Annotated in this window: 18 protein-coding genes; 10 read left to right on the top strand and 8 right to left on the bottom strand. The window is 74.6% G+C overall.

Features of this window, described 5'->3' with window-relative positions; translation table 11 throughout:
* Positions 1-32: 32 nt before the first annotated feature.
* Positions 33-923 (top strand): transketolase family protein, encoded by an 891-nt coding sequence (locus EDD39_RS15930; protein WP_244256749.1) that lies wholly within the window; start codon positions 33-35, stop codon positions 921-923.
* A gap of 56 nt (positions 924-979) precedes the next feature.
* Here EDD39_RS15930 and treZ read toward each other — a convergent pair whose 3' ends face one another.
* From treZ to glgX, 4 genes are all read right to left on the bottom strand, one after another.
* Complete coding sequence (treZ, locus tag EDD39_RS15935) at positions 980-2,722, bottom strand: malto-oligosyltrehalose trehalohydrolase (RefSeq protein WP_123556658.1); 1,743 nt, start codon at positions 2,720-2,722, stop codon at positions 980-982.
* A complete protein-coding gene (treY, locus tag EDD39_RS15940; RefSeq protein ID WP_123556660.1) occupies positions 2,722-5,112 on the bottom strand; it encodes a malto-oligosyltrehalose synthase in 2,391 nt (796 codons plus the stop codon). The genes treZ and treY overlap by 1 nt, the downstream gene beginning before the upstream one ends.
* A gap of 61 nt (positions 5,113-5,173) precedes the next feature.
* Positions 5,174-6,016 (bottom strand): SDR family oxidoreductase, encoded by an 843-nt coding sequence (locus EDD39_RS15945; RefSeq protein WP_123556662.1) that lies wholly within the window; start codon positions 6,014-6,016, stop codon positions 5,174-5,176.
* Positions 6,017-6,116: 100 nt separating this feature from the next.
* Positions 6,117-8,225 (bottom strand): glycogen debranching protein GlgX, encoded by a 2,109-nt coding sequence (gene glgX / locus EDD39_RS15950; protein WP_123556663.1) that lies wholly within the window; start codon positions 8,223-8,225, stop codon positions 6,117-6,119.
* A 396-nt stretch (positions 8,226-8,621) separates the two neighbouring features.
* Here glgX and EDD39_RS15955 point away from each other — a divergent pair, with 396 nt between their 5' ends.
* Together EDD39_RS15955 and EDD39_RS15960 are read left to right on the top strand one after the other, a co-directional pair.
* A complete protein-coding gene (locus EDD39_RS15955) occupies positions 8,622-9,869 on the top strand; it encodes an SAV2148 family HEPN domain-containing protein (RefSeq protein WP_208765511.1) in 1,248 nt (415 codons plus the stop codon).
* Between the two features lie 126 nt (positions 9,870-9,995).
* On the top strand, positions 9,996-10,700 hold the full coding sequence (locus EDD39_RS15960) for an exonuclease domain-containing protein (RefSeq protein WP_030460116.1): 705 nt from the start codon (positions 9,996-9,998) through the stop codon (positions 10,698-10,700).
* 19 nt (positions 10,701-10,719) lie between these two features.
* On the opposite strand, the gene EDD39_RS15965 is transcribed toward EDD39_RS15960, so the two are convergent.
* From EDD39_RS15965 to EDD39_RS15975, 3 genes are all read right to left on the bottom strand, one after another.
* The gene (locus tag EDD39_RS15965) at positions 10,720-11,715 is read right to left on the bottom strand and encodes a polysaccharide deacetylase family protein (RefSeq protein WP_123556665.1); all 996 of its coding nucleotides are present in this window, start codon (positions 11,713-11,715) and stop codon (positions 10,720-10,722) included.
* Between the two features lie 124 nt (positions 11,716-11,839).
* Positions 11,840-12,718, bottom strand: coding sequence for an aminoglycoside phosphotransferase family protein (locus EDD39_RS15970; protein ID WP_425269688.1), 879 nt, complete (start codon positions 12,716-12,718; stop codon positions 11,840-11,842).
* 30 nt (positions 12,719-12,748) lie between these two features.
* Positions 12,749-14,953, bottom strand: coding sequence for an MMPL family transporter (locus EDD39_RS15975; RefSeq protein WP_162870186.1), 2,205 nt, complete (start codon positions 14,951-14,953; stop codon positions 12,749-12,751).
* A gap of 504 nt (positions 14,954-15,457) precedes the next feature.
* Between EDD39_RS15975 and EDD39_RS15980 the strand changes: the two genes are divergently transcribed.
* From EDD39_RS15980 to EDD39_RS15990, 3 genes are all read left to right on the top strand, one after another.
* Positions 15,458-17,626 (top strand): MMPL family transporter, encoded by a 2,169-nt coding sequence (locus EDD39_RS15980; protein WP_123556670.1) that lies wholly within the window; start codon positions 15,458-15,460, stop codon positions 17,624-17,626.
* A gap of 307 nt (positions 17,627-17,933) precedes the next feature.
* Positions 17,934-18,137 (top strand): cold-shock protein, encoded by a 204-nt coding sequence (locus tag EDD39_RS15985; RefSeq protein ID WP_030460121.1) that lies wholly within the window; start codon positions 17,934-17,936, stop codon positions 18,135-18,137.
* A 193-nt stretch (positions 18,138-18,330) separates the two neighbouring features.
* On the top strand, positions 18,331-20,112 hold the full coding sequence (locus tag EDD39_RS15990; RefSeq protein ID WP_123556672.1) for a DEAD/DEAH box helicase: 1,782 nt from the start codon (positions 18,331-18,333) through the stop codon (positions 20,110-20,112).
* Between the two features lie 167 nt (positions 20,113-20,279).
* Here the strand turns inward: EDD39_RS15990 and EDD39_RS15995 are convergent, their stop codons facing one another.
* Entirely contained in the window at positions 20,280-20,732 is a 453-nt protein-coding gene (locus EDD39_RS15995; protein ID WP_123556674.1) for a MarR family winged helix-turn-helix transcriptional regulator, read from the bottom strand.
* A 114-nt stretch (positions 20,733-20,846) separates the two neighbouring features.
* Between EDD39_RS15995 and EDD39_RS16000 the strand changes: the two genes are divergently transcribed.
* From EDD39_RS16000 to EDD39_RS16015, 4 genes are all read left to right on the top strand, one after another.
* Positions 20,847-21,359: a hypothetical protein gene (locus EDD39_RS16000; protein ID WP_123556676.1), complete on the top strand. Its 513-nt coding sequence runs from the start codon at positions 20,847-20,849 to the stop codon at positions 21,357-21,359.
* Between the two features lie 144 nt (positions 21,360-21,503).
* Positions 21,504-22,337 carry a CPBP family intramembrane glutamic endopeptidase gene (locus EDD39_RS16005; RefSeq protein WP_123556678.1) on the top strand — a complete coding sequence of 278 codons (834 nt, stop codon included), beginning with the start codon at positions 21,504-21,506 and terminating at the stop codon, positions 22,335-22,337.
* Positions 22,337-23,509, top strand: a complete 1,173-nt coding sequence (locus EDD39_RS16010) for a sensor histidine kinase (RefSeq protein ID WP_162870187.1) — start codon at positions 22,337-22,339, stop codon at positions 23,507-23,509. Before EDD39_RS16005 ends, EDD39_RS16010 begins: the two co-directional genes overlap by 1 nt.
* The gene (locus EDD39_RS16015; RefSeq protein WP_123556682.1) at positions 23,506-24,165 is read left to right on the top strand and encodes a response regulator; all 660 of its coding nucleotides are present in this window, start codon (positions 23,506-23,508) and stop codon (positions 24,163-24,165) included. Before EDD39_RS16010 ends, EDD39_RS16015 begins: the two co-directional genes overlap by 4 nt.
* Position 24,166: the final 1 nt, after the last annotated feature.

The raw sequence follows: 24,166 nt of genomic DNA on the forward strand, positions 1-24,166 counted from the left end.
CGCGCATCCGTCCGCGGGTCCAGGAGGCGACCATGCGCGAGCAGTTCGGCGCCACCGTCACCGAACTGCTGGAGCACGACCCGCGCACCGCGCTGGTGCTCGCCGACATCGGGACGGCGCAGTTCCCCGACGCGGCCCGCGACCACCCCGACCGGGTGGTCAACGTCGGCATCCGCGAGCAGCTGCTGATCGGCGTGGCGGGCGGCCTGGCCCTCACCGGGATGCGGCCGATCGCCCACACCTTCGCCAGCTTCCTCGTCGAACGTCCCTTCGAGCAGGTCAAGTTGGACCTGGTGCACCAGGGCGTCGGCGCGGTCCTGGTGAGCGCCGCGGGCTCCTACGACTGGCCGGCCGGCGGCCGCACCCACATGTCCCCGGGGGACGTCGCCCTGCTCGACACCCTCCCCGGCTGGCACGTCCACGTCCCCGGCCACCCCGCCGAGGCGGACCTGCTGCTGCGCCACGCGGTCGCCGCCGCCGACACCCTGCAGTACGTCCGGCTCTCCGCCCACCAGAACGCCGAGCGCCAACCTGTCGTCCCCGGAAGGTTCCTGACGGTACGTCAGGGAACCAGGCTGGCGGGCGTGGTGCTGGCGGTCGGCCCGATGCTGGACGCCGTGCTGGAGGCCACCGAGACGCTGGACGTCACGGTGCTGTACGCGGCCACCGTCCGCCCGTTCGACACGGTGGGCCTGCGCGCCGCGCTGGGCGACCGGGCCGACGTGGTGCTGGTGGAGCCCTACCTGGCGGGCACCTCGGAGCGCGCCGCGCACCGCGCGCTGGAGGGCCTGCCGCACCGGGTGCTCGGCCTGGGCGTGCCGGTGGCCGAGCACCGGCACTACGGCTCGATCTCCGAGCACCTGGCCGCGTACGGCCTGGACGCCGCCGGACTGCACGCCGCGATCGCCTCGTACCTGTGGTGACGCGCCCGGCCCGGTGCGGGCTGCGCGGTGCGCACCCCGCGCCGGCCCGGTAGGGCCTACGCGGTGCGCACCACCGCGACCGCGTCCGGGCCGAGCAGCAGTTCCCCGGCCGCCGCCCCGCCGGCCGCGACGTCGCCGAACGCGGCCTCCAGCGCGGCGAGTTCGCCCTCCAGCGGGACGGGCAGCGGCTGCCCGGCGCCGCCGAGCCGCACCAGCACCCGGTAGCGGCCGCGGTGCACCGCCAGCCAGCCCGCCGCCGCGTCGTGGCGGACCCGGACCGCCGCCAGGTCGCCGTCCGCCAGCTCCGGGGCGGCCCGCCGCAGCCGGATCAACTCCCGGTACCAGGCGAGCAGTTCGGCGTGCGGGGGGCGCTGCGGTTCGGTCCAGTCCAAGGTGGAGGCGGCCACCGTCGCCGGGCTCTGCGGGTCCGGCACGTCCTCGGCCCGCCAGCCGTGTCCGGCGAACTCCCGGCGCCGCCCCTGCCGGACGGCCTCGGCGAGCTGCGGGTCGGTGTGGTCGGTGAAGTACTGCCAGGGGGTGCCCGCGCCCCACTCCTCGCCCATGAACAGCATCGGCGTGAACGGCGAGGTCAGCACCAGCGCGGCCGCCGCCGCCAGCCGCCCCGGCGGCAGCGAGGCGGCGAGCCGGTCGCCGGTGGCCCGGTTGCCGACCTGGTCGTGGGTCTGCGCGTAGCCCAGCAGCCGGTGCCCGTGCTCCGGCGGGAACGGGCGGCCGTGCGAGCGGCCCCGGAACGAGGACCAGCTCCCGTCGTGGAAGAACCCCCCGGTGAGCGTCTTGACGAGGGCCGCGTACGGGTCGGCGGCGAAGTCCGCGTAGTAGCCCTGGGACTCGCCGGTCAGCAGGCAGTGCAGCGCGTGGTGGAAGTCGTCGCTCCACTGCGCGTCCAGGCCCTGCCCGCCCGCCTCCCGGGCGGTCGTGGTGCGCGGGTCGTTCAGGTCGGACTCGCCGACCAGGAACAGCGGCCGACCGGTGGCCTGCGCCAACTTCCTCACCTCAGCGGCGAGTTCCTCCAGGAAGTGCCGGGCCCGGGTGTCCGCCAGGGCGTGCACCGCGTCCAGCCGCAGCCCGTCGATCCGGTAGTCGCGCAGCCAGGCCAGTGCGCTGCCGATCAGGAACGCCCGCACCTCGTCCGAGCCCGGCGCGTCCAGGTTGACCGCCGAGCCCCACGGCGTCCGGTGCCGGTCGGTGAAGTACGGGCCGTACTGCGGCAGGTAGTTGCCGGACGGCCCGAGGTGGTTGTGCACCACGTCCAGCACCACGCCCAGCCCGCGCCGGTGCGCCGCGTCCACGAACCGCTTCAGCCCGTCCGGGCCGCCGTACGGCTCGTGCACCGCCCACAGGTCGACCCCGTCGTAGCCCCAGCCGGAGCGGCCCGGGAACGCGCACACCGGCATCAACTCGACGAAGTCCACGCCCAGTTCTACCAGGTGGTCGAGCCTGGCGGCGGCCGCGTCGAACGTCCCCTCCGGGGTGAAGGTGCCCACGTGCAGCTCGTACACCACCGACCCCGGCAGCGGGCGCCCCCGCCAGGCCGTCTCCGACCAGGCGAACGCGCCGTGGTCGACGCGGCGGCTCAGCCCGTCCGGCCCGAACGGCTGCCGGGCCGAGCGCGGGTCCGGCAGCGCCGTCCCGCCGTTCAGCCGGAACCCGTAGTCGCCCTCCGGGCCCTCCCCGTGCCACCAGCCCGGCCGGTCCGGGTCGCGCTCCAGCAGGTACGGGATCGCCCCGACCTCGACCTCGACCACCTTGGCGTCCGGCGCCCACACCTGGTACCGCATCACGACCCCTCCACGAGCAGTGCTACCGGCAACTGCCGGAACAGATAAGACAGTTCGACCGATCCGCCGGTGAACCGGCGATCGGTCAGCAGGTCCGTCCAGCGGCCCGGCGGCAGCTCCAGCACCGTCTCGCGCCAGCCGCCCGCCCGGTGCAGCCCGTACGGCAGCCGGGTCACCGCGCCGAGCACCCGCTCGCCCCGCCCGAACGCCACCAGGTGCTCGGCGGCCGGTCCGTCCGCCGCCAGCGGCCGGTAGGAGCCCAACGCGCCGGAGCGGCGCAGGTGCAGGGCGGTGGTGGTCAGGTGCAGCTTCTCCCGGGCCAGGTCGCCCGGCCGCGGCTCCGGCGAGTCGGTCAGCCGCACCGCCAGCGCGCCCAGGTCCACCGGCGCCCGGTTGTCCGGGTCGACCAGCGTGTACAGCGGCTCCTCGCCGCCCTGGAACACGTCCGGCACGCCCGGCACCAGCAGGTGCAGCAGCGCCGCCGACAGCGAGTTCACCCGGGCGAACGGCGCGACCAGTCCGACGAACCCGGCGATCCGCGGGCACAGCCCCGGATTGGCCAGCGCCCCCCGCACGTACTGCGCCAGCCAGCCCTCGAATCCGGCGTCCGGCTCCTTCCACGAGGTGCGCCGCTTCGCCTCCCGCACCGACTTCAGCACCACCTCCAGCAGCCGGTCCTCCGGCACCGGCCAGGCCGCCAGCAGCGTCTGCCACAGCAGCCAGGCCGTCGAGCGGTCCGCGCACGGCCCCGCCGCCAGCGTCCACGCCGCGCACTCCGCCGCCCACGCCTCCGGCAGCTCCGCCAGCACCGCGAGCCGGGCCCGGGCGTCCGCGCTGCGCTTGGTGTCGTGCGTGGACAGCGCCGTCATCGCCCCCGGCCACAGCCGCTCCTGCCCGGTGCACCAGTGGTGGAACTCCGCCACCGACACACCCGGCCGCTCCGGCAGGCCGCCCACCTCGTTCAGCGACAGCAGCGCGTTGAACCGGTAGAACGCGGTGTCCTCCACGCCCTTGGCCGCCACCGCCGACGCGGTCTGCCCGAACCGGTGGCAGAACTCGTCCCTGGCCGCCGACCGTCCCAGCCGGCCCAGCGCCAGCTCCCGCACCAGCCGCTCCGTCCCCGACGCGTCCGCCGGGGCCGCCAGCGCCGCGACGGCCTCCGGCGGGGCCGGCTCGCCCGGCACCACGTACGGCCGGTACACCGGGTAGTGCGCCAGCAGGTCCTCCAGCGCCCGGCGCACCGCCAGCGGCGAGTGGTCGGCCAGCTCCGGGCCCTCCGCGCAGATCCGCCCGACCAGGCGCACCAGCCGGTCGGTCTCCGCCGCCAGCGCCCCGCCCGGCGCGACCATCTCGGCCCGCCCGGCCCGGCCCGCCGCCGCCGGGTCCGCCGCGTCGCCCACGTCCCGCCGGTAGGCCGCGAACAGCCTCTCCGCGCCCCGCCGGTCGGTCAGCACCCCGTCGATCCGGCGCAGCGCGTCGTACCCCGTCGTCCCCGCGCACGCCCAGTCCGCGGGCAGCGCCTCGTCCCCCGTCAGGATCTTCTCCACCACCGTGTACGCCCCGCCGGTCGCCCCGGCGAGCCGCCGCAGGTAGCCGCGCGGGTCGGCCAGCCCATCTGGGTGGTCGATCCGGAAACCGGCCAGCACGCCCTCGCGGTGCAGCCGCAGCAGCACCCCGTGGGTGGCCTCGAACACCTCCGGGACCTCGACCCGGACGGCGATCAGGTCGTTGACGGTGAAGAACCGCCGGTAGTTGACCTGCTCGTCGGCCAGCTGCCACCAGCACAGCCGGTACCACTGCCGCTCCAGCAGCTCCGCCAGCGGCAGGTGCGCGGTGCCGGGCCGCAGCGGGAACTCGTGCTCGTGGTAGCGCAGCACCTCCCCGTCCACCACCAGCTGCTCCAGCACCGCGCCCAGCCGGTCGCCCAGCAGCGGCAGCAGCAGCCGCCCGCGCTCCGGCGCGTCCACCGGGCCCGGCTGGGCGGACCAGTCGATGTCGAACCAGGCCGCGAACGGGTCGTCCGGGCCGTTCTTCAGCACCTCCCACAGCGGCCCGTTGAGCCGCTCCGGCACCGGCAGCGCCATGTGGTTCGGCACCACGTCCGCGATCAGCGCCAGCCCGTGCGCCGCCGCCTCCGCGGCCAGCTCGCGCAGCGCCCCCTCGCCGCCCAGCTGCTCGCTGATCCGGCTGTGGTCGAGCGTGTCGTACCCGTGCGTCGAGCCCGCCACCGCCTCCAGCAGCGGCGACAGGTGCAGGTGCGAGACCCCCAGCGCGGCCAGGTACGGCACCGCCCGGCGGGCGTCGTGCAGGGTGAACCCCGGCTGCAGCTGGAGCCGGTAGCTGGCCGTCGGGGCATCGGCAGTCTCGGGGCGTGCGGCGGCGGACGTCATACCCGGATGCCTACCCGAGGCGCCCCGGGGATACCGCCCGCACTGCGCCGAACGGGCCGGTTCAGACCGGATCGGGCTCCACCGCCCCCTCCTCCGCCAGCGCCCGCGCCGCCGCCAGCTCCGCCGCCTCCCCGGCCAGCGCCGCCTCCACCATCGCGTACGCGTCCGGCCCCACCGGGACCCGCACCGGGCCGGCCGGCGCCGCGACGGCCCGAAGCACCAGCTCCGCGAACGCCTCGGGCCGGTTCAGCTCCGCGTCCCCGGCCATGCCGCGCAGCGCCCGGTGCATCGGCTCCAGCGTCCGCCCGTACTCCGGCAGCTTCACCGCCGTCTCGGCCAGCGAGTTCCCGTACGAGGTGGCGAACCCGCCCGGCTCGACCACCGTCACCCGCACCCCGAACGGCGCGGCCTCCGCCGCCAGCGCCAGGCTCATCCCCTCCAGCGCGAACTTCCCCGCCACGTACGCCCCCAGCCCGGGGAAGGCCATCCGGCCGCCCACCGAGGAGACGTTCACCACGTGCCCGCCGCCCTGCGCCCGCATCAGCGGCAGCACCAGCCGCGCCAGCCGCCACGGCGCCACCGCCAGCACCTCCAGCTGCTCGCGCAGCTCCGCGTCCGAGACCTCCTCCACCGCCCCGAACAGGCCCACCCCGGCGTTGTTCACCAGCACGTCCACCCCGCCCAGGCGCTCCCGGGCCAGCTCCACCGCCGCCGCGCAGTCCGCGGCGCTGCGCAGCTCCAGCCGGGCCGGTACCACCCGCCCCGGGAACCGGGCCGCCAGCGCGTCCAGCGGCGAGGCCCCCCGGCTGGTCGCCACGATCCGGTCCCCACCCGCCGCCACCGCCCGCGCCAGCGCCAGCCCCAACCCCGACGAACATCCGGTCACCAACCACCGACGAGACACTTCGTACCCCCTCTGGTCTGCGGTTCCGCAGTGCGGAGGGGACTACCCGGCCCGGCCCGGCCCCAGACCTGAAGGTCGGGGACGAACCGGAGCACGGGGGTCACGCCGGGCGCTGGAGGACCATCAGTGCGCGGTCCAGCAGGCGCAGGGTGTCGCCGGCCTTGACCCGGGGGCCGGTGCCGCGCGGGGGGAGCGTGGGCAGCGAGGTGTCGACGACGAGCTGCCAGGCCTCGCCGTGGTCGGCGGGGACGGTGAAGGCGAGCGGTTCGGAGTGGGCGTTGAACAGCAGCAGGAAGGAGTCGTCGACGATCTTGCCGCCGCGGCGGTCGGGTTCGGAGATGGCGTTGCCGTTGAGGAAGACGGTGAGCGACCTGGCGTACGAGGTGGACCAGTCCTGCTCGGTCATCTCCTCGCCGGACGGGGTGAACCAGGCGATGTCGGTCAGGTCGTCGTGGGTGCCGGAGACCGGGCGGCCGTGGAAGAAGCGGCGGCGGCGGAAGACCGGGTGGTCGCGGCGCAGCCAGATCATGCCCTGGGTGAACTCCAGCAGCCCGGCGTCCGCGGCGGCCCAGTCCACCCAGGTGAGTGCGGAGTCCTGGCAGTAGGCGTTGTTGTTGCCGCGCTGGGTGCGCCCGTTCTCGTCGCCGTGGCAGAGCATCGGGACGCCCTGGGAGAGCATCAGGGTGGCGATGAAGTTGCGCTGCTGGCGGGCCCGCAGTTCGAGGACGGCCGGGTCGGTGGTGTCGCCCTCGGCGCCGCAGTTCCAGGAGCGGTTGTGCGACTCGCCGTCCCGGTTGTCCTCGTGGTTGGCCTCGTTGTGCTTGCCGTCGTAGGAGACCAGGTCGCGCAGGGTGAAGCCGTCGTGGCAGGTGACGAAGTTGATCGAGGCGATCGGGCGGCGGCCGTCGTCCTGGTAGAGGTCGGAGGAGCCGGTCAGCCGGGAGCCGAACTCGGCCATCGTGGCGGGCTCGCCGCGCCAGAAGTCGCGGACGGTGTCGCGGTACTTGCCGTTCCACTCGGTCCACAGCGGCGGGAAGTTGCCCACCTGGTAGCCGCCCTCGCCGAGGTCCCAGGGCTCGGCGATCAGCTTGGCCTGGGAGACCACCGGGTCCTGCTGGACCAGGTCGAAGAACGAGGACAGCCGGTCGACCTCGTGGAACTGCCGGGCCAGCGTGGCGGCCAGGTCGAAGCGGAAGCCGTCCACGTGCATCTCGGTGACCCAGTAGCGCAGCGAGTCCATGATCATCTGGAGCACGTGCGGGCTGCGCATCAGCAGCGAGTTGCCGGTGCCGGTGGTGTCCTCGTAGAAGCGCTGGTCCTTGGCGAGCCGGTAGTAGGAGGCGTTGTCCAGGCCGCGGAAGGAAAGCGTGGGGCCCAGGTGGTTGCCCTCGGCGGTGTGGTTGTAGACCACGTCGAGGATCACCTCGATGCCGGCCGCGTGCAGCGCCTTGACCATCGACTTGAACTCCTGCACCTGCTGGCCGCGGTCGCCGGTGGAGGAGTACGAGGAGTGCGGGGCGAAGAAGCCGATCGTGTTGTAGCCCCAGTAGTTGGTCAGGCCCAGGTCGCGCAGCCGGTGGTCGCGGACGAACTGGTGCACCGGCATCAGCTCGATCGCGGTGACGCCCAGCTTCGCCAGGTGCTCGATCACCGCCGGGTGGGCCAGGCCCGCGTACGTGCCGCGGATCTCCTCGGGGATGCCCGGGTGCAGCTCGGTCAGGCCCTTGACGTGCGCCTCGTAGAGCACGGTGCGGTGGTAGTCGGTGCGCGGCGGCCGGTCGGTGCCCCAGTCGAAGTACGGGTTGGTCACCACCGAGTGCATGGTGTGCGGCGCCGAGTCCAGGTCGTTGCGGCGCTCGGGCGCGCCGAAGTGGTAGCCGTACACCGACTCGTCCCAGTCGATGTGGCCGCTCATCGCCTTCGCGTACGGGTCGAGCAGCAGCTTCGAGGCGTTGTGCCGCTGGCCCAGGCCCGGCTGGTACGGGCCGTGCACCCGGAAGCCGTAGCGCTGGCCGGGCTGGACGCCCGGGAGGTAGGCGTGCCGGACGAAGGCGTCGGTCTCCCGGAGCTCGACGGCCGTCTCGGTGCCGTCCTCGGCGAGCAGGCAGAGCTCGATCCGGTTCGCGCTCTCGGAGAACACCGCGAAGTTGGTGCCGACCCCGTCATAGGTGGCACCGAGCGGGTACGGTTGCCCCGGCCAGACCTGCATGTGACCTCAACTTCCTTGTGCCAGACGCGAACTGGCGCTCCTACGGGGGTTTCCCGGCGGAGCGCCCGGCCATGTGCGGGGCGGCAACCAGGTGACGCACGGCACACCCGCATACTCCCCGGCGGCGGCCCGAACTCCCCGCCCATCCGCGCGTGGTTCGCCCGAACGGGTGTCCCGGCGGGCCGGGTCGTCGGCGCGGCGTGGCCGGGCGGTGACGGACCGTCGGGGACGGGCCCGCTTGCTGTCAAGAGGGCTGCGGCCCGGCGGCGGCGGGCGATACCCTTGATCGACAGGCCCTGGGCCCCGGCCCGCGCGGCGTGCGACCAGGGCCGTGCTGGAGGGATTCAGCGGACGCACCGTCACCCGGAGGGCGGCGGACGAGAGGTGAGGTAGCGGATGGGGTTCCCCGCCGGCGGCGACGGCACGGACCCGCGGGCCGGCAGCAGCGAGGCCCCGACGCTGGTCGTCCGCGGCGGCCGCGGCCCGCTGCCCCCGCAGCCCGGCTCCGCCGAGGGGATCCCGCCCGCCTGGGCCGCCGACCAGTGGGACGACGCCTACCGCCGGGTCCGGCTGGCCGGCCGCGCCTACGTCTGGCTCAACCTGGTCGAGCAGCGGCTGCGCGCCCTGGTCGACGAGGTGCTGCGCCCGGTCTACGCGCCCGCGCACGGCGAGGAGTGGGTCACCGCCGCCGCCGGCCCGGCCGGCGAGGAGTGGGTGCACCGGGCCGCGGCCGTCCGCGAGGTCTCCCGCCGCAAGGGCTACCTGCTCGACCCGGCGGACGACGACCCGCTGGTCTTCCTCACCCTGCCGCAGCTGCGCGAACTGATGGTGCAGCACTGGCCGTGCTTCGAACCGCACCTGGTGGACCGCCGGGAGATCGAACTGGCCCTCGACGAGCTGGAGGTCGCCCGGCACGTGGTCTCCCGCAACCGGGCCCTGTCGCAGACCGTCCTCGACCAGACCGAGCGGGCCGCCGCCCGGCTGCTCGCCCTGCTCGACGGCGCGCACGGCGGCGTCCCCGCCGACGTGGTCGAGGAGCTCGTGGCCGGCCGCTACGCCGACGTGGTCGCGGTGCACGCCGACCGGGTCCGCCTCCAGCGCGACCTGCCGGTCGAGGACCTGCTCGACGGGGCCCGGCGGCTCGACGCGGTCGGCATCGGCCTGGGCATGCTCTGCCAGAACTACACCGGCAAGCGGCTGGTCCGCCTCGCCTCCGAGGGCTGCCGGGTGCGGCTGCTGTTCCTCAACCCGGCGAGCAGCGCGGTGCGCCGCCGCGAACGCGAACTGGGCATCGGACGCGGCGAGTTGGGGCGCGCGGTGGAGATGAACATCATGCACGTGCGACGGGTCCGGGCCCGGCTGCGGGACCAGGGCGGCTTCGAGATCCGGGTCTTCGACGAACTGCCCCGGTTCACCGCGTACCTGGTCGAGGGGCCGCGCACCACCGGCGCCGGCGGCCGCCGCCGCTCCACCGACCTCGGCGTCGTCCAGCCCTACCTGCGCCGGGCCCGCGGCATCGAGTCGCCCGCACTGGTGCTGCGCGGCGGCGCCGGACAGGAGTCCGGCGGCACCGAACCCGGGCTGCTGGAGGTCTACCGCGAGGAGTTCGAGGACCTGTGGGCGGACTCCCGGCCGGTGTCCTAGGGCGCGTCCGGGGCCGGGCCCCGGCGGTTGGCCGCCCCGCCGCCGGGCAGGAGTGCCGCGGGCGCTGTCACTGCGCCGCGCGATGATGGACCCACCTTGGCAGTGCTGACGGAAGGACACACCCCCATGACCTGGTGGAAGGGGCCGCTCACCGGTTTCGACCTGGAGACCACCGGCACCGACCCGGAGGAGGCCCGGATCGTCACCGCCGCCGTGGTCGACACCCGCGGAGCCGGCGTCGAGCGCGCCACCACCTGGCTGGTCGACCCGGGCGTCCCGATACCCGCCGAGGCCGCCGCGATCCACGGCATCACCGACGCCGAGGCCCGCGCGCACGGCCGTCCCGCCGCCGAGGCGGTCGAGGAGATCGCCCGCGCCCTGGCCGAACGGCTGGCCGCCGGGCGGCCCGTGGTCGCCTTCAACGCCCCGTTCGACCTCTCGCTGCTGGAGGCCGAACTGCGCCGCCACGCCCTGCCCACGCTGGCCGACCGCCTCGGTGGCCCGGTCACCCCGGTGGTCGACGCGATGGTCGTCGACCGCGCCCTGGACAAGTACCGCAAGGGCTCGCGCACCCTGCAGCGGGTCTGCGAGGTCTACGGCGTCGAACTGCGCGACGCGCACGAGGCCGGCAGCGACGCACTGGCCGCCGTCCGGGTCGCCGTCGCGCTCGGCCGCCGGTACCCGCAGGCCGGCGACCTGCCGCTGGACGAACTGCACCGGCGCCAGGTCGGCTGGTACCGGGACTGGGCGGTCGACCTGCAGAGCTGGCTGCGCCGCAAGGACCCGGCGGCCGTGGTCGACCCGCGCTGGCCGCTCAAGGAGGCGTCCTGACCGCCGCGGTGACCTGCCGTCAGGACTGCGGGAAGTCGAAGGCGTAGCCCTGCGCGACCATCCACGGCAGCAGCTGCTTGAGCGCGGCCACGGTCTGGCTGCGGTCGCCGCCGCCGTCGTGCATCAGCACCACCCCGCCCGGGCGCAGGTTCTGCTGCACGTTGGAGACGATCGCCTGCACGCCCGGGCGCGACCAGTCGCGCGGGTCGACCGTCCAGCCCAGCGACTTCATGCCCAGGTCGGCGCCGATCCGCTCGTTCTCGGCGGTGAAGTCACCGCCCGGGGCGCGCCACCAGGTGATCGTCGGGCTGTTGCCCGCCGCGTTCTCGATCATCGACTTGGCGTCGGCGATCTCCGCGACCTGCTGCTCGTGCGGGCGGGTGTGCATCGGCTGCGGGTGGTCCACGGTGTGGTCGCACAGCCGGTGGCCCTCGGCGAGGATCCGCTGCACGGCCGCCGGGCGGGTCTTCGCGTTGTCGCCGATCTCGCAGAAGGTGGCCTTCGCGCCGTACTGCGCCAGCAGGTCCAGCACCTGCCCGGTGGCCGGGCCCGGGCCGTCGTCGAAGGTCAGCGCGACCGTCCTGCCGCCCGAGGCGGTGTGCCGCAGCACCCCGGTGGCCGGGGCGTGCGAGGAGGGCTGCGAGGGGGTGGCGGCGGCGGTGCTGCCGGAGGGCTGCGAGGGGACCGCGGTGGTCCGCGGCGCGGACGGGGTGGGGGAGGCGTACGGGGAGGCCGGCGCGGTGCTGCTCGCGGACGGCTCGGGGGTGCGGTCGGGCGCGGTCGGGGTCTCCGTGCCCTCGCCCGGGGTGGGTCGGGCCGCGACCGAGGGAGTCCCGCCCGCCGCGCCGGTCGTGCCCGTGCTCGCGCTCGGCACGGCCGGGCGGTGCGCGGCGTCCCCCGCCGCGGAGGGGGAGCCCTGCGCGCCGCACGCCACCAGCAGGGCGGACGTGCCGAGCAGCGCCGAGGCACCCAGCAGGAGAGAACGACGGGGGGCGGGTATGCGGGACTTCACCATGGGGCGACTCCTGACGTCGTACCGGCCGCCTCGGGGGCGGGGCGTCCGGTACGACGCCAGGCACGAGCGGGGTGGTTCCGTCCGGATGTGCGCTGCGCCACACGGCGGGCACGGACGGAAGCGGTCAGAACGCGAACCAGCGTACTGCCGTCGCCCCGTCGCGCAGGGAGTCCACCCGGCGGCGGAACTCGGCGCCCGCGGCCGGGTTCCCGGCCGCCTGCTGGGCCACCCACGCGGCGCTCGCGGTCTCCCGGGCGCCGCGCAGCACCGCGAAGCCGGGCCACCCGCGCACGTCCCAGCCGTAGGCGGCGTGGAACGCGTCGACCTCCTCGGCCGGTACGCCGTAGCGGTCCTGACTGAGCGCCAGCACCACCAGGTCGTGCTCGCGCAGGTCCGCGGCCGTGTACTCCAGGTCGAGCAGCACCGGGCCGTCCGCGGTGACGTGCACGTTGCGCGGCAGCGCGTCGCCGTGGATCGGGCCGGGGGGCAGGACGGGGTCCAGTCCGGCGATCGCGGTGACAAAGCTCTCTTTCCGGACACGGAGGAAGTCCGCGTCGGCCGGGTCGACGTGGCCCGCCGCGGCGGCCAGCCAGCTGTCCACCGGCGCCAGCAGGTCGCGCCGGCCCAGCGGGACGGGGGCCGCGGGCAGCGCGTGCAGCGCCGTCAGCAGCGGTGCCAGGTCGACCGGCCGGGCCGGGCGGACGGCCGCGGGCAGCCGGTGCCACCACGTCACCGGGTGCCCCTGCGCCACCGCGACGGCCGCCGCGGCCGGGCGCACCACCGGCACCCCGGCGCCGTCCAGCCACGAGGCCAGCGCCAGCTCGCGCTCGGCCCGGGCCGCCTCCCCGGGCGTGCGGCCGACCTTGGCCACCAGGCCCTCGGCGGGCAGCTCGAAGACGGCGTTCTGCCCGAGCGCGAGCAGCGCCGCCCCGGCCGGGTCGATCCCGGCCGGGGCGGCTGCTTCCTGCAGGAGGGCCAGCGCCCTCGGTTCGTCGAAGATCACCCGTCCATTGTCGGGGAACCTCCCCGGGACTCAGCGGTGGGCGCCGGCCGGGGCCGGTTCGGGGCGGGGGGCGGCCGGGAGGCCGGCCGGGGCGGGCTCGGCGCCGGCCCGGGGGAGCCGGTGCAGCCAGCGCGGCAGGTACCAGTTCTTCTCGTCGAGCAGCGTCATCACGGCGGGGAGCAGCACGGCCCGGATGACCGTGGCGTCGATCAGGACGGCGACGGCGAGGCCGACGCCCATCTGCTTCATGGACTGCATGGAGAGCGTCCCGAAGACGGCGAACACCCCGACCATGATCACGGCGGCGCTGGTGACCACGCCGGCGGTGCTGCGGATGCCGTGGGCGACGGCGGCCCGGGTGGGCAGGCCGGCGTCCCGGGCCTCCTTGATCCGGGAGACCACGAAGACGTGGTAGTCCATCGAGAGGCCGAAGAGGATCACGAACAGGAACAGCGGGACCCAGCTCTCGACCGCGCCGACGCCCGCGGTGCCGATCAGGGCGGCGCCGACGCCGTGCTGGAAGACCAGCGCGAGCACGCCGTAGGCCGCGCCGACGGAGAGCAGGTTGAGCACGACGGCGGTGACGGCCACGGACAGCGAGCGGAAGGAGAGCAGCATCAGCAGGAAGGCGAAGGCGACCACGAAGCCGAACACCGGGAGCATCGCGTCGGACATCTGCCGGTTGAAGTCGACCGAGCCGGCGGTGCTGCCGGTGACCGGGGCCTCGGTGCCGGGCACCGCGCCGACGGTGGCGGGGACGACCTCCTCGCGCAGCGCCTCCAGGGCGGCGGCCGAGACGGCGTCGTTGCCGCTGCCGTAGAGCGGGATGTCGACCGTGGCGACGTTCTGTTCGGCGTGCACGGTGACCTCGGTGGGGCCGTGCATCCGCCCGGTGGCCAGGGCGCGGGACTGCAGGTCGGCCAGCGCCCGGGTCATCTCGGGGGAGGTGATGTCCCTGGCCTTGACCACCACGGTGGCGGGGGCGGGGGTGCCGGGGAAGGCGGCCTCGACCCGCTGCGCGGTGGCGACCAGCGCGTTGCCCCTGGGCAGCTGCTGCTGGAAGGTGAGGTTCGCGGTGTGCATGGTCAGCAGCGGGGCGGCGACGGCGAGCAGCAGGCCGGTGGCGAGGACGGCGGCGGCCAGCGGGCGGCGCAGCACGGGGGTGAGCACCGCGTTCCAGAACCGGCTGCCGTCGCCGGCCCCGGGCCGCAGGCGGTGCAGGAACGGGACGCGGCCCTTCGCCACCCGGTCGCCGAGCATCGAGAGCAGGGCGGGCAGCACCGTCAGCGAGCCGAGCACGGCGGTGACCACGACCACGATGGTGGCGAAGGACATCGCCCGGAAGTCGGCGATGCCGGTGAGGAACATGCCGGCCATGGCGACCACCACGGTGACGCCGGAGACCAGGACGGCCCGGCCGCTGGTGGCGGCGGCGATCCGCAGCGCGGTGGCCGGGTCGTGGCCGGCGGCGCGCTCCTCGCGCTCGCGGCGCAGGTAGAACAGGCAGTAGTCGACGCCGACGGCGAGGCCGACCAGCAGCATCACCGAGCTGGCGTCGTCGCTGGTGTGCAACAGCCCGGAGCAGAGGGCGACCAGGCCGCCGGCGGCGACGAACGCGGTGATCGCCAGCACCACCGGCAGGACGGCGGCGACCACGGCCCCGAAGGCGATCAGCAGGATGCCCAGGGCGAGCGGCACGGCCGTCCACTCGGCGCGGGCGAAGTCGTTCTTGAACTGGTCGCCGAACCACTTGCCGGAGCTGGCCTCGCCGTACTCCTCGACCACGAAGCCGGGGTGCTGCCGCTGGGCCCGGGCCACCGCGTCCATCACCGCGGGGACGTTGGCCACCGCGGCCTCGCGGTCCGCCCCGTCGACGGTGAACCGGAGCAGCGCGGAGTGCCGGTCGGCGGAGACCGCCCCGGTCTCGTAGGGGCCGAGCTCCCCGGCGGTGCGGCCGGTGGCCCGGACGGCGGCGGCGACCTGGTCGACGGCGGCGTGGAAGGCCGGGTCGTCGACGGTCAGCGAGGGGTGCTGGACCAGCACCGTTTCGCCGGCCGGGGACTTGACGCCCGCGTCGTCGAGGATCTTCGCGGCCCGGGCGACCTGGCCGGGCATCGACTCGGCGTCGGTGACCTTGTGGGCGCCGTGCATCCCGCCCAGGTAGGAGGCCAGGACGACGAACAGCAGCCAGCCGAAGACCGCGGTCTTCCGGTGGCGGGCGCTCCAGGCGCCCATCGTGGCGGCGATTCCTTGCTTCACTGCGGGTTCCCCCAGGGTCTCGGGCGGTCGTGGACCGCCCCGGCCAGTGCGCCGCGGGCACTGCCGCGCGGCACAACCCACGCTAGGAACCGGCGCGCTGACGGACCATCCGGGCAGTCACCGTCTTTCCCCTGAACCTGTCCCCAGGGCCGGGATGGGGGTTAACCCCACCCCCGGGGTCGGGATCTCCTCCTTGGGGGCGGTCGGACGTCCACCCTGAGGGGGAGCGATCTCCACCCGGAGCACGAGGTGGGGGACCCCGCGCCGGGTGACCATGGTGCGGGGCCGGTTTCACCGCCGTCCCCCGGAGGGCATCCGCAAACCCACTTGCCGGGCGGCAAGTAAGGTCCCGTAGGATGCCCACTAGTCCTTACCTGCCGACCGGCTAGACGCCCCGCTGGGGTCCGTGCGCCGGTCAGAGCCGTTGCCCGGTCCCCGTCCCCCGGCGGCGGTGAACCATGCCCAGGAGGCATTTCGAGCATGTTCCACCGACTTGGACACTTCGTCGTCAAGCGGGCCTGGTGGGTGATAGCGGCCTGGCTGGTCGCCACCGTCGCCCTGGTCGCCTTCGCCCCGAAGATGAGCGCCACCACCGACGAGGCCGACTTCCTGCCGAAGCACTACGAGGCGATCCGGGCCTCGGCGGTCCAGGAGGACAAGTTCCCCGCCGAGTTCTCGCCGGGCGCCCTGCTGCTCTTCGAGCGCACCGACGGCGGCGCGCTGACCGACGCCGACCAGGCCGACATAGCCAAGATCACCAAGGGTCTGGGCGACAAGCAGATCCCGCTGGTCCAGCAGGTCGTCGCGCCCTCCGCCGAGACGCACACCATCTCGCAGGACGGTCGCTACGCGATGGGCGCGGTCGCCATCGACAAGACCAAGATGCAGACCGACGAGTACACCGACGCCGCCAAGGACCTGCGGACCGAGGGCAAGAAGCTCACCGAGGGCACCGCGCTCAAGTACCAGGTCGGCGGCCAGGCCGCGATGTCGCTGGACCAGAAGGAAGCCTCCAGCGCCACCGACGCGATCACCTTCGTCGCCACCGTGGTCCTGGTCGTGGGCATCGTCGGCGTGATCTTCCGCGGCCTGCTGGTCGGGTTCCTGCCGGTGCTGCTCGCGATCGTCCCGATGCTCGCCGCCAGCGGCCTGATCAGCACCGTCACCAAGCTGTTCGACCTCAAGGGCTCGACGATCGCCTCGGCGATCCAGATCGTGGTCATCCTCGGCGTCGGCACCGACTACTTCCTGTTCCTGATGTTCCGCTACCGCGAGCGGCTGCGGGCCGGCGACGACCGCAAGTCGGCCGTGGCCAACGGCATCGGCCGGGTCGGCGAGGCGATCGCCTCGGCGGCCGGTGCGGTCACCGTCGCCTTCGCCGTGCTGCTCCTCTCCGAGCTGGGCATGTTCACCTCGCTCGGCCCGGCGCTGGCCATCTCGGTGGTCGTCACCGCGCTCGCCTCGCTGACTCTGTTCCCGGCCGTGCTCGCCGTGATCCCCGCCAAGGCCACCTTCTGGCCCGGCAAGAAGTGGATGGAGGAGCCCAAGGGCGCCCGCTTCCACCAGATCGGCAAGTTCGTCGGCCGCCGCCCCGGAGTGGTCGCGCTGGTCTCCGGCGGCCTGCTGGCGGTCCTCTCGCTGGCCGGTCTCGGCTACCAGGGCACCTTCGACATGGCGAAGAGCATGATGCCGAAGGACGTCGAGTCCATGGTCGTCCTGGACGACCTGGGCAAGGGCGGCATGCTGGGCGGCGCCGACCCGACGCACGTCTTCCTGACCGCCGACGGCGGCAAGCTCGACACGGCCGCACTGGACGGCTTCGGCGCCAAGCTGGGTCAGGTCCCCGGCGTGTCCAGCGTCGACGCCGAACCGAAGCTCAGCAAGGACGGCAGCACCGCCGACTTCAAGGTGTCCCTGAAGGACTCCGCGGCCAGCAACGCGGCGATCGACACCGTCACCGACCTGCGCTCCACCGCGCACGCCGCCGCCCCCAGCGGCAGCGAGGCCCTGGTCGGCGGCACCTCGTCGATCTACAAGGACATCAACCTGGCGATGACCCACGACTACAAGCTGGTCTTCCCGGTCGCGGGCGTGCTGATCCTGCTGATCCTGGGCCTGCAGCTGCGCAGCGTGGTCGCCCCCTGGTACCTGATGGCCTCGGTCGGCCTCGGCTTCGCGGCCACCCTGGGCGCCACCACGCTGGCCTTCCTCAAGATCGGCTCCGAGCCCGGCCTGATGTTCATGCTGCCGATCTTCATCTACCTGTTCGTGGTGGCGATCGGCACCGACTACAACATCCTGATCATCGCCCGCCTGCGGGAGGAGGCCCGCGAGGGCCGCAGCCCGCGCAAGGCGGCCGAGGAGGCGCTGCGGCACGCCGGTCCGACCGTCGCGGCGGCGGGCTTCATCCTGGCGGCGTCCTTCGCGACCTTCATGCTGGCGGGCAACGTGCTCTTCGCGGAGCTGGGCTTCGCCCTGTCCGTCGGCATCGCGCTGGCGGCCTTCGTGATGGCGATGTTCTTCACCCCGTCCATCACCGCGCTGCTCGGCAAGAAGGCGTGGTGGCCCGGTCACGGCGCGATGCCCGACCACGGCCCCGAGTCGATCGGCGGCGGCGAGCGCGAGCCGGAGCCGGCCGGCCGGGCCTGATCCGGCGGCCGCCGGGAGCCCGACGGCCCGGTGCGCGGGGGCATGCGGTCCGAGAGGACCGCATGCCCCCTCCGCGTGGCGGCGAAACACGGTGTGACCAGCGCAACCATTGCCGCCATTGACGGGGGGCGACGTGCTATTGTCGAAGCAGTTGCAGTATTGGTTCCCATGAACGTGTGTGTGCGCCTGCTGGTTCCAACCACAGGCGCATTTGTTTTGTCCGGTGTTTAGTCTCCGGATGGGGATCGCGGCTACGTGGGGCGCACGAGGTGTGTGTCCCAATGCCCCAGTGAAAGTGGAGACGGTTATGGCTACCGGCACCGTGAAGTGGTTCAACAGCGAAAAGGGCTACGGCTTCATCGAGCAGGACGGCGGCGGCGCCGACGTCTTCGCCCACTACTCGAACATCCAGTCCACCGGCTTCCGTGAGCTCGTCGAGGGCCAGAAGGTCGAGTTCGACGTCACCCAGGGCCAGAAGGGCCCGCAGGCGGAGAACATCCGCGCCATCTGAGTCCCGGCTCACGCCGACGCACAGATGTCATAGGCGAGGGCCCGTACCTCCACCAGGTACGGGCCCTCGTCCATGCCGCCCGACGGCCGGGGCGGCCCCTCCTCCCCCTTTCCGACGGCCGATCCGATCTCCCGGCTCCCGCGCCCCTTCTCTCGGCGCGCCGGCCGGCGGCCCCCAGGAAGTGGGAACACGCATGCCCGAGCAGTCCCGTCCGCGCACCGACCAGCCCCGCGGCGACCAGCCCCGCGCCGACCGCCCCCGCAGCGGGCAGTCCGCGCGCACCGAGCGGCCGCGCACCCGCAGCGGACAGCCGCGCACCGGTGGCGGCCAGCCCCGCAGCGGTGCGCCGCGCACCGAGCAGCCGCGCCGCCCCCGCGGCCGCGGCGCCGCCCCCGCGGCCGCGCCCGCCGCGGACTTCACGCCCGTGCAGGGCACCCCGTCCCGCCCGCCGGCCGCGAGCTTCGCCGAACTGGAGCTGTCCGCCGGGCTGTTGAAGGAACTCGGCGCGCAGGGCGTCACCGAGCCGTTCCCGATCCAGGCCGCCACCCTGCCGGACGCGCTGGCCGGACGCGACGTGCTCGGCCGCGGCCGCACCGGCTCCGGCAAGACGCTGGCCTTCGGCCTGCCGCTGCTGGTCCGCACCGCGGGCAAGCGGGCCTCGGCCCGCCGCCCGCTGGCCCTGGTGCTGGTGCCCACCCGCGAGCTGGCCCAGCAGGTCACCGAGGCGCTCGCCCCGTACGCCGGGGTGCTGAACCTGCGGATCACCACCGTGGTCGGCGGCATGTCGATCACCCGGCAGTCCAACCAGGTCCGGCGCGGCAGCGAGGTGCTGGTCGCCACCCCCGGCCGGCTGGACGACCTGATCCAGCGCGGCGACGTGTTCCTCGACGACGTGGCGATCACCGTCCTCGACGAGGCCGACCAGATGGCCGACATGGGCTTCCTGCCGCAGGTCGTCAAGCTGCTGGAGCAGGTCGCCGAGGGCGGGCAGCGGATGCTGTTCTCCGCCACCCTCGACCGCAACGTGGACCGGCTGGTCAACCGTTTCCTCACCGACCCGGTCACCCACTCCGTCGACCCGTCGGCCGGGGCGGTCACCACCATGGACCACCACCTGCTCCAGCTGGAGCCCGCCGACAAGGCCGAGACCACCGCCCGGATCGCCGCCCGCGACGGCCGGGTGATCATGTTCGTGCACACCAAGCACGGCGCGGACCGCCTCGCCAAGCAGCTGCGCGCCAACGGCGTGGTCGCCGCCGCGCTGCACGGCGGCAAGTCGCAGCCGCAGCGCAACCGGGTCCTCGACCAGTTCCGCGAGGGCGAGGTCACCGCGCTGATCGCCACCAACGTGGCCGCCCGCGGCATCCACATCGACGGCCTCGACCTGGTCGTCAACGTCGACCCGCCGATCGACCACAAGGACTACCTGCACCGCGGCGGCCGCACCGCCCGGGCCGGCGAGTCCGGCACCGTCGTCACCCTGGTGCTGCCCGAGCAGCGTCGCGAGGTCAACCGGCTGATGAGCATCGCCGGGATCCGCCCGACCGTCACCAAGGTCCGCCCCGGGGACGGCGAGCTGGGGCGCATCACCGGCGCCCGCACCCCGTCCGGCGTGGCCGTGGTCCTGCCGGTCCCGGCCTCGGCCGTCCCCGCCCAGCAGCCGGTCGCGGCCGCGACCGGCGGCACCGAGAACGCCGGCGGCGGACGCGGGCGGGGCCGCGGGCGCGGCGGCGCGAAGCCGGTGGACGGCGAGGGCCGCCGTCGCCCGGCGAAGCGGGCCGACGCCGGCCTGCCCAAGGACCTCGACATGAGCGGCAACCCGCGCCGCCCCCGCCCCAAGCAGCGCCCCGGCGCCGGGAGCCCGCAGATGGCGGCCGGCTTCATCGGCAAGTCCTCCGGGCGGGCGAAGCCGGGCTCCGGCTCGAAGAGCGGTGCCAACTACGGGACGGGGCGCCAGCGGCGCAAGGCCGACTAGGGCTGCCGCTGGGCTGCTGCACCGCCGGCGCGGGGCGGCCGGGTGCCCGGGTCCTTCGGGGCTCCGGGGGCCCGGCGGGCCTGCGCCGGCGGTTTTTTCGGGGTTGCGGCGACGGTGCGCGGCGCCGGTCCGGCGGCTGTCGGGGGGGGGGCGGGGCCCCGCCGGGGTCAGGAGCCGGAGGCGGCGAGGTGGCGGACGGCGGTGACCAGCGGGGCCAGTTCGGGGCGCTGCCCGGCGCTGTCGAGGGCCTCGGTGAGGGCCAGGTCGTTGGTCGGGCGGGCTTGTTCGAGGAGGGCGAGGCCGGCCGGCGTGACGTTGGTGTAGATGCCGCGGCGGTCGGTGGGGCAGAGGTAGCGGGCCAGCAGGCCGCGGTCCTCCAGCCTGGTGACCAGGCGGGTGGTGGCGCTCTGGCTGAGCACGACCGCGTCGGCGAGCTGGTTCATCCGGAAGTGGCCGCCGTCGCCGTCGTGCTGCGCGGAGAGCACGTCCAGGACGGAGAACTCGCGGACGCTGAGCTCGTGTTCGGCCTGGAGGGCGCGCTCGACGTGGGCCTCGATCCGGCCGTGCAGGGCGGTGAGGGCGCACCAGCCGTGCGCCAGTCCGGGGTCCGGTCGGGTCATGGCCCGTGCTCCCTTCGTCGTGGTCCTGTCGGGGACAAGCTTAGTCGAGGTACGCAAATTCCCGCGCCTGCAAGTATGTGGCGGGGCGGGGGAGCCGGAAGGAGGGCGGCCGCAGTGGAACAGGGAGCACGGCTGGACGCGCAGGAGGCCGCGCTGGACGCGCTGCTGGCGGCGCTCGGCACCGAGGTCCGGACCGAGCCGGACCCGCGCGTCGACGCGCTGGCCGCCCGCGCCCCCGGCTACGCGCAGTACCACCGGATCGGGCACAAGCGGCAGGCCGCGTACCGGAGGCTGGCCGGGGACCGGGCCGCGGTCCGGGCCCACTACGGGGCGGTGCTGGACGCGCTGCTGGCCGACGACGACCCCTCCTCGCCGCGCTGGCTGGCCCAGGTGCTGGCCGTCGGGGGCGGCAGTCGGCGGCTCCAGCAGGAACTGGTCGCTGCCCTGGAGGGCGGCGACCCGCTGCGCCGGGTCTGCGCGGTCGGCGCCTGGCGCTGGGCGGACGCCCCGCACCCGGACCTGGCGCGGCGCTTCGAGACCGCCCGCCGGGCGGCGGCCCGGGCCGCCGCCGACCCGTGGGAGTACGGACGGCTCGACCCCGACTCCGGGGCGGCGGCGGGCAGTTGACGGGTCGACGGGCCGGTCCTGTCCCCCGTGCGAGCTACCCGCAGGTGTCCCCCGGGAGGTGACGATTTCCGTTCGCCGGTTGCCTAACGTTCGATGCAGCCGCGGCGCCCGGGCCGCGGACCGCAACCGAAGAGGGAAGTCGTCATGAAACTGGTGTGGCAGATCCTGGCCGTGGTGCTGGCCTGCGCGATCGGCGGGCAGAGCGCCACCGCGGTCCAGGACAACCCGTGGCTCTCGCTCCTGGTGGGCGGCCTGGCGGCGGTGCTCGCGGTGGCCGTCTACCGGTGGGTCGTGGGGCGCACCGAGCAGCGCCCGGTCACCGAACTGGCCCCCCGGGGAGCGTCCCGGGCCCTGCTGCGGGGCCTGGTGATCGGGACGGTGATGTTCGGGTGCGTGATGGCGAACATCTACCTCCTCGGCGACTACCGGGTCCACGGCTTCGGTTCGCTGAGCGGGCCGATCGGGCTGGTCGGCTTCATGGCGGGCGCCGCCGTCACGGAGGAACTGATGTTCCGCGGCCTGCTCTTCCGGCTGGTGGAGCGCGGCCTCGGGACGTACGCCGCGCTGGCGCTGTCCGGCGTGCTGTTCGGCGCGGCCCACCTGTTCAACAAGGACGCCACCCTGGTGGGCGCCGCCGCCATCGCGGTCGAGGCCGGCGGCATGCTCGCCGCCGGGTACGCCGCCACCCGCTCGCTGTGGCTGCCGATCGGCCTGCACTTCGGCTGGAACTTCGCGGAGTCCGGCATCTTCGGCACCGAGGTCTCCGGCAACGGCAGCACGCACGGGCTGCTGGACGCCGCGACCTCGGGCTCCGCACTGGTCACCGGCGGCGAGTTCGGCCCGGAGGCCAGCGGGTACGCGGTGCTGTTCGGCGCGGTGATGATGGCCGTCTTCCTGCGACTGGCCCACCGGCGCGGCCGCATCGTCCCCCGGCGGCAGGCCGGGCGCGTCAACGCGCTGGCTACACTCGCCCGGTGATGAGCCTTCAGCGGGTCGGCCGGACGTGGCTCGGACTCCACGTCACCCTGCGCGACCTCCCGTTCGGGGCCCTGCTGGTCGCCGCCTCGTTCGTCCCGGCGCTGCGCGGCAACGGAACGGAGCTCGGCGACCTGCCGACCCGCGCCTTCGACGCGCTCGCCGTCCTGGCCGTCGGGACCGAGGGCCTCTCCCTCGTGCTGCGCCGGCACCGGCCGGCCGTCAGCCTGGCCCTGGTGGCGGCCGGCTTCGCCCTCGACCAGCTGCGCGGCTACCACTCACTGGCCGGCACCGCCCTGCCGCTCGCGCTGATCAGCGCGGGCTCCCACCTGGAACGGCACCGGCGCACCGCCGTGGTCCTGCTCTCCGCGGCGTACCCGCCGCTGGCGGTGGCGCTCACCCGGCTCGGCTCCGGCACCGAGACGCCGACCGGGTTCGCCACCTTCTACCTGGTGCTCGCGGCGGCCTGGGGAGCCGGGGCGTGGCTGCGCTCCACCCGGGCCGCGGAGGACGGGCGCCGCGAGGCCGTCGCCGCCGAGGTCCGGGCCGCCGAACGCGCCCGCATCGCCCGGGAGTTGCACGACGTGGTGACCCACCACGTGACCGCGATGGTGATCCAGGCCGAGGCCGCCCGCTACCTGACCGCCGACCCCGGGCGGCTCGAGCAGTCGCTGACCGCCGTCAGCGACACCGGCCGGCTCGCCATCGCCGACCTGCGCCACCTGCTGGACCTGCTCCACCCCGGCCACGGCACCGGCCCGGCGGCGGGCGCGGAGCCCAGGACACCGGTCGTCGGCCGGGTCCGCACCCTGGTCGAGCAGACCCGCCGGGCCGGACAGCCCGTCGAGTTCACCGAACAGGGCACCCCGTCGGCCCCGGCCGGCAGCGCCGACCTGGTCGTCCACCGGGTGGTGCAGGAATCGCTCACCAACGCCCTCAAGTACGCTCACGGCAGCCGGACTTCGGTACGGATACGGTACGGCGGAGAGGGGATCACCGTGGAGGTCAGCACGGACGGCACCGGCACCCGGGCCGCCGTCGCCACCGGCGGCGGACGGGGCCTGGCGGGCCTGCGCGAGCGCGTCGACGTCCTGGGCGGCGAGTTCAGCGCCGGGCCGGAACCCGACGGCGGCTTCACCGTCCGGGCGCACCTCCCCGCCGGGGCCGCCGCGTGAGCGCGCCGATCCGGGTCCTGGTCTGCGACGACCAACTGCTGGTCCGCACCGGCCTGGTCACCATCATCGGCGCCCAGCCCGACATGGAGGTCGCGGGCGAGTGCGGGGACGGGCGCACCGGCGTCGAACTCGCCCGCGCGCTACGGCCCGACGTCGTCGTGATGGACATCCGGATGCCGGTCCTCGACGGACTCGAAGCCACCCGCCTGCTGGCCGGCATCGCCGTGCCCGACCCGGTCAAGGTCCTCGTGGCGACCACGTTCAACCTCGACGAGTACGTGTACGAGGCCCTGCGCGTCGGCGCCAGCGGCTTCCTCCTCAAGGACGCGCCCCCGGACCGGCTGCTGCACGGCATCCGCACCGTGGCCGGCGGAGCGGCCCTCCTCGACCCCGACGTGACCCGCCGGCTCGTCGGGCACTACGCCGCCCGGATCCGCCCCGTCGGCGACCCCTCCCGGGACATCCCGCTCACCCCCCGCGAACTCGAGGTCCTCCGGCTGCTCGCGGACGGCCTCTCCAACAGCGAGATCGCCGCGGCCCTCGTCATCAGCCAGGAGACCGTCAAGACCTTCGTCTCCCGCATCCTCACCAAACTCCAGCTCCGCGACCGCGTCCAGGCCGTCGTCTACGCCTACCGCCACGGGCTGGCGGCCTGAA

It is taken from the genome of Kitasatospora cineracea (assembly GCF_003751605.1).
Classification (GTDB): Bacteria; Actinomycetota; Actinomycetes; order Streptomycetales; family Streptomycetaceae; genus Kitasatospora; species Kitasatospora cineracea.